We start from the raw sequence: 14,091 nt of genomic DNA, 5'->3' as shown, positions 1-14,091 counted from the left end.
TAGAACTTTAAAATGTATTCAATCTGATCTAAATGCTTACAACATCAGGTTTTACTTAAAATCCATATACAAAAAAAGCCATATTGCTATGGCTTTCAAGGATGATCCAACGCTGGCTTAAAGATAATCCCCTTCGCTCTCCGGCTGAAACAGCACTTTTTCAATGGTCACTTTCATGGTATTACCATCCGGTTGTGGCCATTCAATGGTTTGACCTTCTGCTAAGCCCAAAATGGCTGCACCTATCGGTGCGATGACATTGACCTGCCCCTTTTCACCTTTAAATTCGTGTGGGTAAACCAGTGTCACCTCAACAGCTTCCGTAGAAGGTGCAATGGTCAATAACACACGGGAATGCATGGTCACGATATTGCTTGCGATCGCTTGCGGCTCGACCACTTCGGCACGTGCCAATTCATCCTCTAAGCGGATCATGGTTTCACTCAGCTTGCTCTGATTCTCCAGCATCGTTTCCAGACGATGTAAATCTTGCTCAGATAAAATAATGTTGGGTTTAGTCATCCTTATTACCTTGTTTAATGCATAAATCAAAAATTAATCAATCAACCGCCAGCAGCATTTTTAAATACAGGATTTACCCATATTCAAAAATGCTACCGATCCATATAACATTTAAATAAAAAGAATGATGTCATTCACAGCGCTTATATCAGCACCACCTTACAGTAACATGGGATTCACTCAAGCGCTCCATCTACTATGATCTTCAGCTCAATAACCTATTAGTTTTTAAAGTGTCAGGTTCTGAAAATAATTCCTGTAAATAATTTCAAGCAAAGCGTGCAACGAATGCATCCATTCTTTTAAAGCATTTAAAAATACAAATAGTTGATAAAAGACTTTAAGCCAGATTGAGAAAAACTCAATATGATTTTATTGATGACTCAATCTCTTGCGGCAAGGAAATTGATCTATGTAAGTCCGATCAAGTCCAAACATCTTTTATATCGTTATTTTTACAGCTATAAAAAAAGCTCCCGGTTGGGAGCTCCTTTCCGTTTATAAGCAATTATGCATAAACTGGGAATTTAGCACATACCGCTGCAACTTTTTCTTTCACCGCGTTGATAACAGCTTCATCGCCTTTCGCATCCAGGATGTCAGCGATCCAGCCTGCAAGTTCACGTACTTCAGCTTCGCCGAAACCACGAGTGGTTACTGCAGGTGTACCGATACGGATACCTGAAGTGACGAACGGAGAACGTGGATCGTTTGGTACAGAGTTTTTGTTCACAGTGATGTGAGCAGCACCCAACCAAGCATCAGCTTCTTTACCTGTAATGTCTTGCTTGATTAAAGACAGCAAGAACAAGTGGTTTTCAGTACCACCAGAAACTACATCATAACCACGAGCGATCAATACTTCAGCCATTGCTTTCGCATTTACCACAACTTGTTGTTGGTAAGCTTTGTATTCAGGTGCCATTGCTTCTTTAAAGCAGATTGCTTTTGCAGCAATTGCGTGAACCAAAGGACCACCCTGGTTGCCTGGGAATACAGCTGACTGTAATTTTTTCTCGATTTCTTCGTTTGCTTTCGCAAGGATTAAACCAGAACGTGGACCACGAAGTGTTTTGTGAGTCGTCGTCGTCGTAACGTCAGCAATTTGCACCGGGCTTGGGTAAACGCCAGCAGCAACTAAACCTGCAACGTGAGCCATATCAACAAACAGATAAGCGCCAACTTTGTCCGCGATTTCACGGAAACGCTGCCAGTCAACGATCTGGCTGTATGCAGAGAAACCAGCAACGATCATGCGTGGCTTATGCTCAAGCGCTAAACGCTCAACTTCTTCGTAATCGATCTCGCCAGTTTCAGGGTTTAAACCGTACTGAATCGCATTATATGTTTTACCAGAGAAGCTTACTTTTGCACCGTGAGTCAAGTGACCACCGTGAGCAAGGCTCATACCCAGAACTGTATCGCCCGGGTTCAGAAGCGCTAAGTAAACTGCTGAGTTTGCTTGTGAACCAGCATGTGGCTGAACGTTAGCATAATCAGCACCAAAGAGTTCTTTAGCACGGTCAATCGCCAATTGTTCGATAACGTCTACATACTCGCAACCGCCATAGTAGCGTTTACCTGGGTAGCCTTCCGCATATTTGTTAGTAAGTTTTGAACCTTGAGCTTCCATAACTGCTGGTGAGCAGTAGTTTTCAGAAGCGATTAGCTCAATATGAGCTTCTTGACGAGCATCTTCATTCGAGATTGCTTGAGCTAATTCTGGATCAAATTCAGCGATAGAGATATTGGCAAACATTAGCGAGGTCCTATTGATTTAGGGCTTTTAAGCCGTGCTAAGATTGGCGCGTATTGTAGCATGAAGTTTTAAATTTTCGATCATGAACTTTATTCAGTTTGCAATAAAAATGGCTCATATCTAAAAAAACATGAGCCATTCAGATAAAAATAAGTTATTGAATTGGCATTAGAGATTTTACATCTGAAATAATATTAGGAATATTCAGTGCATAGACGCTACCATGATCCCATTTAGTCGCATTTGACTCATCCGTAATATAACGTACTGAAGTTTGTTTCTGATTGGCGAGTGCAACCAAAACATCTGTTGCTGCTTTCGGAACGGTACTATCTGCTGAACCCTGATAAATAATCACTGGCGTAGAAACTTTAACAAGTAAAGGCTGAGAATCTTTTTCTAAGAAGCTCTTTACGACTGGAATACTCATAAAGTTAGTTTGAGTACGAGGATAATTATTTACTGAGTTATTATTTGATTGTGCATAAGCATACATTGCAGTACCAAATTTCTGGCCTAATACATCATAGCAATCAGTTTCTGTATTTTTCGCGATTTCGTCGGTTGGTGTTTTAAAAATCTGACTATATTGCAAATTTGGGTTCGGGTTACGCAAACCGGCAACAATCAATGCAGTAAAGGTATCTAAAGATGCTAAAGTTCCAATTTTTTTATCCAGATTTGTTTCTTGTCCCGCCTGTTGTTCACCTCCTGTCAAAATCAGATTGAAATTTGAAGCCGGTGCTAAAGCTACCGTACCTTTATAGGTCATCTTAGAAGCACGTGCTGCATATTGCGCAGCACCTAAAGCTGCCTGGCCACCTTGAGAATGCCCTACTGCAACCCATTGATTGGACGCTTGTGAACCTAAATAATTTCGTGCAGCCACAACTGCATCAGTAATAGAATAAGCTTCACTTTTCAGATTCAAGAAAGGATGAAGTTCTTTTCCACTTGGCTCTCCTAAACCTTCATAATCGGGTGCAACGACCACATATCCCGCTTGAAGAAATCCAGCAATCATATTCCTGATAAAAGGATTCAGTGCATTTCGACTTGGTGCACATTGGTCAGCAACGCCAGTCGTGCCATGAGCCCATGCGACGATCGGCCATCCCTTTGCTGGTGGTGTTCCCTCAGGGGTGAACACCAATGCAGTCGCTTGTGTTTCTTTACCATTAATCCCTAACATCTTATAAGTCATGATCACACTTTCGTCAGCGATCCCGGCGAAATCCGTTTCAGTATAGGCCACCGGGGTTGCCACCACCGGATTGTCTATATCATTTACAGGAAGAGCAGGTTTGGACTCGTAAAAACGATCATTATCACTATCATCGTTACAAGCAGTTAAGGCCACACTTAATGTGAGAAGAGTACAGGTCAATACTTGACGTTTCATCGATCTTATCCTTATCTTATTTATTATCATCTCTAATGAGTTTTTCTGGTTTTATCTTTAACAAACGATAAAACCACATGTAATTTCCCAATTTATCTAAACAATATCAAGAAAAGAATGCGTTATTTTTTCTATTAAATTCGCACCGGTTTAGATTTATTATGAAATCAACAAACTTTAAAATAGAGAATTTCTCCTCTCCAGAACTATACAAATAGTCGTCATACGTTAAAAAGCCTGCAATTAATACAGAAATAAAGCAATTCAATTGTCAGTTGCAAAATAATAATGTTAGATTTTACTCTCCTCTCTTTTTCAGGCACATTTCCGACATGCAGGCCATTATTCTTGATACCGAAACGCATACTTTAAATGGTCAACCCATCGAAATTGCTTATGCGCCTGTCGAAATTGTAGAGCATAAAATCAGTCTGGATAAAAGCCGCCTGTTTGATCAGCTCTACTCATGTGACGAAGCTATTTCTTTTGCTGCCATGGCCGTGCATCATATTCTGGAATCGGATCTGGAAGGTCAGCCGCATTACAGTACCTTTCGCCTGCCTGATGAAACCGTCTACATGATCGGCCATAATATTGATTATGACGTCCGTGCCATCGAAAAATGTGGTGTAGATACTTCAAAAATCAAGGCGATTTGTACACTGGCTTTAGCACGTCGGGTCTGGCCAGATGCGGAAGCACACAATATTTCTGCCCTGATTTATATGATCACCAAAGGCAGCGAAAGAGCGCGTGAAATGATCCGTAAAGCGCATCGTGCCGATATGGATATTATTTTAACTGCCAATATTTTGATGCATATTGTGCATCATTTAAAAATCAACAGCATGCAGGAATTATTCGACGCTTCTGAAGATGCCCGAATTCCACGTACGATTAATTTTGGTAAACATCGCGGCACTGCTATTGCAGAACTACCTGCTGACTATGTGCAATGGTTGCTGCGTCAGGATGAACTCGATCCTTATTTACGCAAGGCACTTGAAAATACGGCGATCACGACATTATAGGTCTTATCAAAATAAACCTCTGTATTTTAATAAATACTTCATATTAATGTAATTTTCACAGACTATGCTCTAGCTGAATTTAAGCAACCATCTATTCAGTTATGATGCATTTTTATAAAACTCAACGTGGGATCGAGGTGCTACAGGATCGCTCCATCCCACTGACCGCACGCCAACGCCGCTTACTGGTTCTGATCGGCAGCCAGGATTTCAACTTATTAAATGATGGCTTAAAACAACAGCTTGCTCCTACCGAACTCTTAGATCAACTTTATGCCATGGATTTAATCGTTCCGGCTGAAACTGGCGAGGTAGCCATCAGTCAAAAGCAGGCTGATGCAAGAACAGATACAAAAGTTGACCTGGCACACTCCGAGATTAACCGATCGTTGGACTCATCGATAGCAGCAGCTTCTGCGACAAAAGAACTCCATCCTGAGATGGAATCCATTAAAGTAGCGCAGGACATTCCATCTGCTGAAACGGATTCAAGCCATGCAAAAAAGCTGCCTGAACTGCAACCTATGTCTTTTGAAGACCTTAAATATATGATGATGGAAAGCTTACAAAAATATTGTGGCTTGATGGCCAAGCAGCAAATTCATCAGATTTTACAGGCGCCGGATACGCGCAGTTTAAAACTGTGCCAAATGCAATGGATCACGTCCCTTCAGGAAAGCCGTATTGCTCCCCAAGAATTGAATCACATTCTGAAGCAGATCAATTTTGCTTTAGATCAATTGCAGTAAAATGAAGCGCCTGAATAAGAACATCTTAGTCTTTTAAACTCTTAAATAAGTGAGTTTAACAATGAGGCAGCTTTAATTATTCAAGATAACTAATTGGTTATTTGATATATTTATATTTAAGCAAAATTTAAAGCTCGAAATATCCGACTTAAGCGTGATAGAAAAAGAATTATAATCCCGCCATATAGTGAGCATAGACATCCGATTGGATCATGTATATGTCACATTATTTAGAATTCGATGCGTTCGATAATCCCATGCAACTGAGTAAAGTTGGCAACTGGGTGATCACCTTTTTAAGTCCGGTTGAAGAACTGCAATTTGTGCAACTGGCGATTACCTATGTGCTTCCCCGCCAGATCAGTGACAGCTTGCAACCGCGCCGTATATTGATTCAAAAAAGTCCCATTGAGCATCATTGGCTGATCCAGGCCATTGAATGTTTTGACAGCACGACTCGTCAGGAAATTTCTTTAAGCCCTGAGCATACAATCGCACAGCAAACTTTAGTGCAGATTCTAAAAGATTTTGAAAAATATGATGTGAATGTGCAGCTTAAACAGATTTAAATATTTGCTCACTCCAGCGAGCTTTTTTATTGTTATGGGATATTTCTTCGGCCAATTAAAGCCCATTATCACGTTGTCTTCTCTTAGAGATTGAATCAACTTATGATTATAGCTGCACACATTAGCATCCAAGCTAGCAAATACCAAAGTATAAAAAAACTCACCTAAATGGTGAGTTTTTTAACTGCTGAATCGGTGATTTCGGATAAATAAGTTCAATTTTTTTCTACCTATCTGAAGTTCACTGATTAAATTATTCGATAACGCGATAAATATTTGAAGATTGTTGGCTTTCAAACAACAACTCAATACTCGGCAGAATGGTTTCACCATCCACCACGATGTGTTCAATTTTTTTGACCAACTCAGCTGCATGATGAATGTTGTGCTCTGCAAAGGAACGCAGCATCGCTTTCGCTTCAGTCACTTGGCTAAATTGATCTTTCACTTTGATATCAATCATCTTTGACATTTTTCCTTCCTCTCTCATTATCCAATTTGCAGTTTTTTATACCATAATTAGCCAAGCGATTAATCTTCAAGATGTTAGCGAATTTGGCAATGTAAACTTTTTTATCTGAATGGATTATAAGAAAAAGAATATTAAACTTAATGAATTGTGCAGACATTAAAAAAGCTCGCATTTCTGCGAGCTCTGTGTTGGATGGCTAGTGCTAGATTTATTGTCTGGTGATAAACATCAAACTCAACTAACTGTCATTGATCCGTCCAACTTATCGGTAGCGTCTTATTGATTTTACGACCTACCATGAGTTGAATATAACAGTATTTTTTTAGCCGACAATACCCTTTTACACTTCTAAAAGAAGACTTATACAAGATTTCAATTGTCATTTTTTTAAAGCAGATTAGAATATTTATGGCTTGCCATCCGAAGAATTTTGTATTTATATCATCTTTATTTAATTCATTGATTTCTAGAAAAATATCTTATTAAGTATACGATTTCCGATTGAATAGCCCGCTCAATACTTTCTTTCCTAACCTCTAATAAGCGCTTCAAAATTTAAACTCGAATATGATTTTTTATGAAAAAATACTTCCGGAAAAGGACGCAATATTCAAAGAAACTGCTGTCATAGAATCTATACGACTAATTTTAAAAGGTTATTTTCAAAAATTGGCGATAATTCAATCTCCTCATTAAGGTCAATTAACCATATTTTTGTCTGAGTACTTCATCATTTAGAGGGACGGATCAAAATTATTGAATAGATTTTCTGAACGTTAAATGTCATATTTTTATTTGTAGCATAGTTAAATATTCAGAACCTTACTCAGCTTTTCAAAGCTACCCTATTTACATGCAATCGATCTGTAAACTCTAAATTTGATCAAAATAAAAACTCCTACTTAATAGAAATTTAATTTTATATCAACCTTAAACATTGAATATAAATGCAATACAATGCTCATAAATACATCGAGATATATATAACTTTTTATGTCAGCTAATAATTTTAGGAAACACCTTGATCTCAATTTAAGGCAGTTAATACTTTTATTAGCTATTTTCAGTGTGTCTAGCCTTTTTATTATTTCTCTCATTATTAGCTATCAGATCGTAAAAAATCAGTTAATCGACAATTCTCTTGCCTTAAATGCTGACCATGCCCATAAAATTGCATTAAGTACAGACAACCATTTTAGAAATATGCTTCTTGAACTGGACTATAGTGCCAAAATATTAGGTCAAGACTTTAACAACAATGAACTTAGAGAAGCCGAGGTCAATAAATTAAAATATCAGTCTGAACACTATAACAGTGTCGTGATCAGTGATACCCAAGGCAGACTAATAAACTTTTCGCCTAATATTTTGCATATTGATAAAAGCAAAATACAACATACTCAAGGGATTATTGACTCTCTCCATAAAAAATCGACTTATATATCTTCACCCTATTTTTCTGTACAAAAAAATATGATCGTGTTTATTTCTCAACCTATTTTTGACAAGTCAAATCACTATCAGGGCTTCATCGGTGCAGCGATTTATTTAAAAGAAAAAAATGTAATTAATCAGCTTCTAACCACTTATAAAAATTATAAGAATAGTTATATGTATGTGATTAACAATGAAAATAAAATTATTTTTCATCCGGATCGTGAAAGAATTGGGCAATGGGCCAGCAATAATACTGGTCTGCAATATATGCATGCGCATAAAAATGGTCAAATTCGTTTAATCAACAGCCAGGGCGTTGATAATCTGGCAGGTTTTTCTCATATTCCGACTTCAAACTGGATCGTGGTTTCCCAGCAACCTACCCATGACTTACTTAAACAGGCAAATTCTATCCTTTATAAATTGGCCGCAGGATTCTTTTTATTTTATTTGCTGGTTTTTTATATTGTATGGCGGCTGTCTGATTCTATCTCGGCCCCGTTGAACCAACTGGCAGATATGGCGAGTTTACTGAATCAGGCAGAAATCGGCTCAAAAATTAAGGATATCCAGCCTTGGTACTATGAGGTCACAAAATTCAAGTTAGCCCTACTGCTGAGTGTTCGAAAATTTTCACAACAAATGAGCAAGATGGATCATCATATTAATACAGATCCTTTAACCGGCTTGATGAATCGTCGTGGTTTGAATTATGTCATGACTCAAAACATGAAAATGAACATCCCTTTTTCAGTGCTTCTGATGGATGTTGATCATTTTAAAAACATTAATGACAATTACGGTCATGATCAAGGTGATGTTGTCTTAAAGCATATTGCCAAGACGATGCAGCAAAAATTTCGTAAAGATGATATTTGCTGCCGCTACGGTGGTGAAGAATTTATCATTATTATACCGAACAGCAATCTCACTGAAGTTTATGAAAGCGCAGAAAGGTTCAGAAAAGAAATTGCAGGTAAAGAGATTCAGGACATAGGTCACATTAGCATTTCGATTGGTATTGCTTCTTGGCCAGACAGTTCTAAAAATATTCTAGACGTTTTGAAAATTGCCGATAACAATCTTTATCGGGCGAAAGATGATGGCCGTAACTGTGTGCGTTACTAATTTGATTTATTTTTCAGATTTATAGATTAAATAAATGGTGCGCTCAGCGGGACTCGAACCCACGCCACAGGCTTCGGAGACCTGTACTCTATCCAGTTGAGCTATGAGCGCATCTTTTTTGGATCGCGCACATCATAACAAAAAAAAGCATAAGGTAAAGCAACTATCTCTAACTTCATCATTTTTATGCTTAAGCTTTATACAATGTTCCAAAACAGCAACACAGAATTGCATGTGAATCACTTGGCTTATTTTGCGAGATCACTCACAATATCTCAACTTTTCACCATTTGAGATATTCATGACTGATGCACTGATCTTAAGGGATGTGTCAAAGACCTATCGCAATGGCTTTCAGGCATTGAAAGGGATTAACTTAAATGTACCAGAAGGTGAATTTTATGCGCTATTGGGGCCTAATGGCGCAGGAAAATCTACTACCATCGGTATTATCAGCTCATTAACAAAAAAAACCTCCGGTACAGTCGAAATTTTTGGTCATAATCTGGATACCCACCCTTCCCAGGCCAAACAGTGCCTAGGTGTAGTACCTCAGGAATTCAACTTTGCCCAGTTTGAAAAAACCTTTGATATTTTGGTGACTCAGGCAGGCTATTACGGCATTCCTAAAAAAATTGCACAGGAACGGGCGGAGCTTTATCTGACCAAACTGGGTTTATGGGAAAAGCGTGCCACTCAGGCCCGCATGTTATCCGGCGGGATGAAACGTCGCCTGATGATTGCGCGCGCCATGATGCACGAACCGAAACTGCTAATTCTGGATGAACCGACGGCAGGCGTTGATATCGAGTTGCGTCGTTCGATGTGGGAATTTTTAAACGAGATGAATGAAAAAGGCACCTCTATCATTCTGACCACGCATTATCTAGAAGAAGCAGAAATGCTGTGTCGCCGTATTGCGATTATTGATCGCGGTGTGATTAAAGAAGACACCACCATGAAAAGCTTCCTGAGTCAGCTCAATGAAGAATCGTTTATTTTTGATCTGGCCGAACCGATTGAACCTTTGCATCTGGATATCATCGGCGTGCGTTTTAACCTGATCGATCCGATGACCTTAGAAATTACCATGGATAAGGCACATACCATGAATGATCTGTTCCAGTTGCTGGAATCACAGAATATTCAGGTACGCAGTATGCGCAATAAATCCAATCGTCTGGAAGAACTTTTTGTGAAAATGGTCGAGAAAAATCTGGATGGAGCTGCGCAATGAACATTAATCAACTCAGTGTAGCTTTATATACCATTATCTATAAAGAAGTGCGTCGCTTTATGCGCATCTGGCCACAAACCTTGTTGCCACCTGCAATCACCATGAGCTTGTACTTCGTGATCTTCGGTAATCTGGTCGGCTCACGCATTGGAGAAATGGGCGGCTATAGTTATATGGAGTTCATTGTGCCCGGTCTGATTATGATGGCCGTGATCACCAATAGCTATGCCAACGTCTCTTCCAGTTTCTTCAGCTCAAAATTCCAGAAAAGCATTGAAGAACTGATCATGAGTCCGGTACCGATGCATGCCATTTTATGGGGTCATGTGTTGGGTGGTGTGATTCGTGGGATACTGGTTGCAATCATTGTCAGTGCAGTGAGCTTATTTTTTGCTGACTTATATATTACTAACTGGTTTGTGACTATATATACAGTCTTGATCACTTCCTTGCTGTTTTCTTTGGGTGGTTTTATTAATGCCGTCTATGCCAAATCTTTCGATGACATCTCGATCATCCCGACTTTTGTGTTAACACCACTGACCTATTTAGGTGGTGTGTTTTATGCTATTTCGAGCTTAAGCCCATTCTGGCAAAATTTATCTTTAATTAATCCTGTCGTGTATATGGTCAATGCCTTCCGCTATGGCATTTTAGGACATAGCGATGTCAATGTCGCCATTTCACTGACAGTGATTACCTTATGTTGTGCCGTGCTGTATGCAGTGGCCTATCATTTACTCTCCCGTGGTTCAGGAATGCGTGAATAATGAGTGTAGAACAATCTCTCCTTGGTAAAGACACCAATTACCCGACAGAATATCAGCCCGATGTTCTGTTTCCGATTTCGCGCGCGCCTGCCCGTGAACAATACGCACATGTCGAAGCGATTCAGCAAGGTGCAGACTGGTGGCATGTTTTTGAAATTTCCTGGTTAAATTCAACCGGTGTGCCGCAAGTGGCTATTGGCCGCATTAGCTTGCCAGCGTCTTCGCCGAATCTGATTGAATCCAAATCCTTAAAACTGTATTTCAATAGCCTGAATTTTGCCAAGTTTGAATCTCAAGATGCCTTTATCACGACGGTCCAAAAAGATTTATCTGCTGCGGCTGAAGCTGAAGTTAAACTGCAATTGTTTCAGGTCGATGAATTAGAGATCAGCAAGCCGGAAGGCATCTGCATTGACGAGCTGACACCTGAGCGCCTAGAAAATCATCCAGATGCCAGTTTATTGGCTTTGGATTCGGATGATGCAGCAGAAGGTGAAATCCAACTGTATTCACATTTACTCAGAAGTAACTGTCCAGTCACTGGCCAGCCGGACTGGGGAACAGTTTTTATACGTTATCAAGGTAAAAAACCTTGTTATAAGAGTATTTTAGCTTATATTATTTCCTACCGTCAGCACAATGGGTTCCACGAACAATGTGTGGAGCAGATGTTTGCCGATATCTGGCAGCAACTGAAACCGGAAAAGCTGATGGTCTACGCAACCTATACACGCCGTGGTGGATTGGATATCAACCCTTGCCGTGTATCGGATTTAACATGGATGCCTCGCCCTATTCGTTTAGCGCGACAATAAAAAACATTGAGGTTGAACAATGCCATTTTTTGGGTTTATTCCTTCTGCAGAGCTTTTAAATACAATTCAGACTGCACAAAAAAACAAAAATTCAAGTGAGCCGCTTTACCCATTGCGTGATAAAACCGCATTGATGATTAATGATGAAATTATTGATGCGATTCTCACCGAGCTGGTGCGTCGCTTCCCTGCCAGTGATAAACGCGATACTGCGGAAAAACTGGCTGGCTATATCAAGTCGACTGTTGCAGTTTTGCTGAAACAGTTATTGAGTAAAGCACCAAATGACGTAGTCAGAGAGTCGATTGCATTCTCTGAGCGCAGTCTGTTTAAAGATCCTGAAGGGCATTTCCGCATTGGTGAGTCACTAGATGCCAATCTGGTAACTAATTTAAAACATCATTATGCGGAACTTAAAGCCGGTCAGAGTATCGATAAACAAGCGTTCAGTAACCTGTACAAGCAATTTGGTGAAGCGACAGTCCGACATTTTATGGTCGACTTTAATAAAACCCTGGATCTTGGCATGATCAAACGCAAGGCAGCAGATATTGGTGCATCTGCAGTGATCAAGGCCATCAATATGGCAGCAGATAAAATTATTCTGAATTTGAATAAAGATGAGCTGCGTGCCATGGCTGAATATCACGATACTTTGTTCTATACAGAATAGTTTTGGATAGCATGGTTTCAAGATTTTCTACAAATCTTGAGGAATTAGCCTGACTTCGGTCAGGCTTTTTTATGATCAGTGAAATAGCTTGTTACAGATAAGCGGCTCTATAAGACAGACTGCCGTAAAAATAGCCAATCCATCGCTATTTTTGTATAAGCGGCTAGGTCTCTTATTCATCCGAATGTTATCTTTAATCTGGCACTTTAAGCCCCACGATTGAAAAAATTTATCAATCTTTTTCATGGCATGATTCAAATGACATCGCCAGCAACTCATCAAAAAAACTGGAAATCGTAGCAAGATGTTGAAATCGGATTTTTATAAAAAGTTTAAGCAGCTTTCAATCGCACTTACCGCATTTGGTCTCAGCAGTTTGAGTCTGGCCAACGATTTCCAATATCACCCTTCTTATGCCGCTTTTAAGCAGAACGCCATGCAGAGCTATGGGCTAAGTGCCCAGCAAGTAAATTCCGCCATGAGCGGGACGCGTAATTTGCCTAATATTATCAATATCATGAATCGCCCAGGTGAAAGTAAGCCTTGGTATTCGTATAAAACTAACTTCCTGGCTGAATCTACCATTCAGCGCGGCGTACGTTTTAAACAGCAATATGCAGAAACGCTTAACCGTGCTGAACAACAGTTTGGTGTACCACAGGCGATCATTCTGGGCATTTTAGGTGTAGAAACCGGTTTTGGTAGCAACAAGGGCTCTTTTGTCACTCGTGATGCCCTAGCAACCTTAGGGTTTGGCTATGAACGTCGTGCCCAATATTTTCAGGATGAACTGGCTGCTTTAATTGCCTGGTCGTATAGAGATGGTGTTGCCACCTCTTCTGTGGTGGGTTCGTATGCCGGCGCTGTTGGCTATCCGCAGTTTATGCCGAGCAACATTCCAAAATTCGGCGTGGACTACGATGGCAATGGTCATATTGACCTGCGTAACTCAGCGGTAGATGCGATTGGTTCGATTGCCAACTATCTGGCACAGCATGGCTGGCAGCGTAATCAGCCAATTGCCTTTCCGGCACGTTATACCGGTTCAAATCCAGATGCCGTGATTGCCAAGGATCTGACTCAACCTACCCCCTATGGTGTGTTAAAAACTCAAGGCATCAGCCCAATGAATCCAATCGTAAAAATTGACGATCTGGATCTGGTTAATGTAATTCAATTACAAGAGAATTATGGCTCGATTTACTATATCACTTATCCAAATTTTCAAGTGATTACCACTTATAATCGCAGCCGTATGTATGCTACTGCTTTGTGGTTATTAGGTACCGAAATTACCAGCCGTTAACACTAAAAATTAATACAAATTATGAAAGTCAACATTTTTATGGGTTAATTTGTGCATATTTTAAGCAATTTTAATATTATGTTACAATATTGATTATTTTTTGATCAATCATTGTTTATTTTGCGTTCTTTTTTTAACTATTTTAATTAAACACTAGACAGGGTATTGCTGGCATGAATATTATCCATTTCGTTAAATGTAGTTGCATAAGTTAAATATCA

At 39.6% G+C, this 14,091-nt stretch carries 13 protein-coding genes and 1 tRNA gene; 9 read left to right on the top strand and 5 right to left on the bottom strand.

The window, feature by feature from the left end:
- Positions 1-117: 117 nt before the first annotated feature.
- From rnk to PYW33_RS04930, 3 genes are all read right to left on the bottom strand, one after another.
- The gene (rnk, locus tag PYW33_RS04940; protein WP_004279022.1) at positions 118-522 is read right to left on the bottom strand and encodes a nucleoside diphosphate kinase regulator; all 405 of its coding nucleotides are present in this window, start codon (positions 520-522) and stop codon (positions 118-120) included.
- A gap of 508 nt (positions 523-1,030) precedes the next feature.
- Positions 1,031-2,281, bottom strand: coding sequence for a serine hydroxymethyltransferase (glyA, locus tag PYW33_RS04935; RefSeq protein ID WP_004645593.1), 1,251 nt, complete (start codon positions 2,279-2,281; stop codon positions 1,031-1,033).
- A 154-nt stretch (positions 2,282-2,435) separates the two neighbouring features.
- On the bottom strand, positions 2,436-3,683 hold the full coding sequence (locus tag PYW33_RS04930; protein ID WP_004645594.1) for an alpha/beta hydrolase: 1,248 nt from the start codon (positions 3,681-3,683) through the stop codon (positions 2,436-2,438).
- Positions 3,684-4,015: 332 nt separating this feature from the next.
- Here PYW33_RS04930 and PYW33_RS04925 point away from each other — a divergent pair, with 332 nt between their 5' ends.
- The 3 genes from PYW33_RS04925 to PYW33_RS04915 all read left to right on the top strand — a co-directional run bounded on the left by PYW33_RS04925 (position 4,016) and on the right by PYW33_RS04915 (position 6,032).
- Positions 4,016-4,714 carry a DUF3820 family protein gene (locus PYW33_RS04925; protein ID WP_004645595.1) on the top strand — a complete coding sequence of 233 codons (699 nt, stop codon included), beginning with the start codon at positions 4,016-4,018 and terminating at the stop codon, positions 4,712-4,714.
- A 101-nt stretch (positions 4,715-4,815) separates the two neighbouring features.
- Positions 4,816-5,463, top strand: coding sequence for a hypothetical protein (locus tag PYW33_RS04920; protein WP_004645596.1), 648 nt, complete (start codon positions 4,816-4,818; stop codon positions 5,461-5,463).
- A gap of 218 nt (positions 5,464-5,681) precedes the next feature.
- On the top strand, positions 5,682-6,032 hold the full coding sequence (locus PYW33_RS04915) for a hypothetical protein (RefSeq protein ID WP_004645597.1): 351 nt from the start codon (positions 5,682-5,684) through the stop codon (positions 6,030-6,032).
- A 253-nt stretch (positions 6,033-6,285) separates the two neighbouring features.
- On the opposite strand, the gene PYW33_RS04910 is transcribed toward PYW33_RS04915, so the two are convergent.
- Positions 6,286-6,504 carry a hypothetical protein gene (locus PYW33_RS04910; RefSeq protein WP_004645598.1) on the bottom strand — a complete coding sequence of 73 codons (219 nt, stop codon included), beginning with the start codon at positions 6,502-6,504 and terminating at the stop codon, positions 6,286-6,288.
- A gap of 993 nt (positions 6,505-7,497) precedes the next feature.
- Between PYW33_RS04910 and PYW33_RS04905 the strand changes: the two genes are divergently transcribed.
- The gene (locus PYW33_RS04905; protein ID WP_004645599.1) at positions 7,498-9,069 is read left to right on the top strand and encodes a sensor domain-containing diguanylate cyclase; all 1,572 of its coding nucleotides are present in this window, start codon (positions 7,498-7,500) and stop codon (positions 9,067-9,069) included.
- A 35-nt stretch (positions 9,070-9,104) separates the two neighbouring features.
- Here PYW33_RS04905 and PYW33_RS04900 read toward each other — a convergent pair.
- Positions 9,105-9,180 (bottom strand) — tRNA-Arg (locus PYW33_RS04900).
- A 190-nt stretch (positions 9,181-9,370) separates the two neighbouring features.
- Between PYW33_RS04900 and PYW33_RS04895 the strand changes: the two genes are divergently transcribed.
- The 5 genes from PYW33_RS04895 (at position 9,371) to mltB (ending at position 13,870) form a co-directional block, all read left to right on the top strand.
- Positions 9,371-10,306 (top strand): ABC transporter ATP-binding protein, encoded by a 936-nt coding sequence (locus PYW33_RS04895; protein WP_004645601.1) that lies wholly within the window; start codon positions 9,371-9,373, stop codon positions 10,304-10,306.
- Positions 10,303-11,076 (top strand): ABC transporter permease, encoded by a 774-nt coding sequence (locus tag PYW33_RS04890; protein WP_004279041.1) that lies wholly within the window; start codon positions 10,303-10,305, stop codon positions 11,074-11,076. The genes PYW33_RS04895 and PYW33_RS04890 overlap by 4 nt, the downstream gene beginning before the upstream one ends.
- Positions 11,076-11,891: an NADPH-dependent 7-cyano-7-deazaguanine reductase QueF gene (gene queF, locus PYW33_RS04885; RefSeq protein WP_004645602.1), complete on the top strand. Its 816-nt coding sequence runs from the start codon at positions 11,076-11,078 to the stop codon at positions 11,889-11,891. The genes PYW33_RS04890 and queF overlap by 1 nt, the downstream gene beginning before the upstream one ends.
- A 19-nt stretch (positions 11,892-11,910) precedes the next feature.
- Positions 11,911-12,564: a hypothetical protein gene (locus PYW33_RS04880; RefSeq protein ID WP_004645603.1), complete on the top strand. Its 654-nt coding sequence runs from the start codon at positions 11,911-11,913 to the stop codon at positions 12,562-12,564.
- Positions 12,565-12,868: 304 nt separating this feature from the next.
- Positions 12,869-13,870 (top strand): lytic murein transglycosylase B, encoded by a 1,002-nt coding sequence (gene mltB, locus PYW33_RS04875; RefSeq protein WP_004645604.1) that lies wholly within the window; start codon positions 12,869-12,871, stop codon positions 13,868-13,870.
- Positions 13,871-14,091 lie beyond the last annotated feature (221 nt).

The organism is Acinetobacter lwoffii, from assembly GCF_029024105.1.
Taxonomy (GTDB): domain Bacteria; phylum Pseudomonadota; class Gammaproteobacteria; order Pseudomonadales; family Moraxellaceae; genus Acinetobacter; species Acinetobacter lwoffii.
Note: the sequence above shows the minus strand (reverse complement) of the source record. Positions and strands in the feature narration are given on the sequence as shown.

Excerpts from the sequence above, each read along its gene's own strand:
- mltB (WP_004645604.1), top strand. The coding sequence starts at position 12,869 with ATGTTGAAATCGGATTTTTATAAAAAGTTTAAGCAGCTTTCAATCGCA.
- PYW33_RS04905 (WP_004645599.1), top strand. The coding sequence starts at position 7,498 with ATGTCAGCTAATAATTTTAGGAAACACCTTGATCTCAATTTAAGGCAG.
- queF (WP_004645602.1), top strand. The coding sequence starts at position 11,076 with ATGAGTGTAGAACAATCTCTCCTTGGTAAAGACACCAATTACCCGACA.
- PYW33_RS04930 (WP_004645594.1), bottom strand. The coding sequence starts at position 3,683 with ATGAAACGTCAAGTATTGACCTGTACTCTTCTCACATTAAGTGTGGCC.
- rnk (WP_004279022.1), bottom strand. The coding sequence starts at position 522 with ATGACTAAACCCAACATTATTTTATCTGAGCAAGATTTACATCGTCTG.
- PYW33_RS04880 (WP_004645603.1), top strand. The coding sequence starts at position 11,911 with ATGCCATTTTTTGGGTTTATTCCTTCTGCAGAGCTTTTAAATACAATT.
- PYW33_RS04925 (WP_004645595.1), top strand. The coding sequence starts at position 4,016 with ATGCAGGCCATTATTCTTGATACCGAAACGCATACTTTAAATGGTCAA.
- PYW33_RS04915 (WP_004645597.1), top strand. The coding sequence starts at position 5,682 with ATGTCACATTATTTAGAATTCGATGCGTTCGATAATCCCATGCAACTG.
- PYW33_RS04920 (WP_004645596.1), top strand. The coding sequence starts at position 4,816 with ATGATGCATTTTTATAAAACTCAACGTGGGATCGAGGTGCTACAGGAT.
- PYW33_RS04895 (WP_004645601.1), top strand. The coding sequence starts at position 9,371 with ATGACTGATGCACTGATCTTAAGGGATGTGTCAAAGACCTATCGCAAT.
- PYW33_RS04890 (WP_004279041.1), top strand. The coding sequence starts at position 10,303 with ATGAACATTAATCAACTCAGTGTAGCTTTATATACCATTATCTATAAA.
- PYW33_RS04910 (WP_004645598.1), bottom strand. The coding sequence starts at position 6,504 with ATGTCAAAGATGATTGATATCAAAGTGAAAGATCAATTTAGCCAAGTG.
- glyA (WP_004645593.1), bottom strand. The coding sequence starts at position 2,281 with ATGTTTGCCAATATCTCTATCGCTGAATTTGATCCAGAATTAGCTCAA.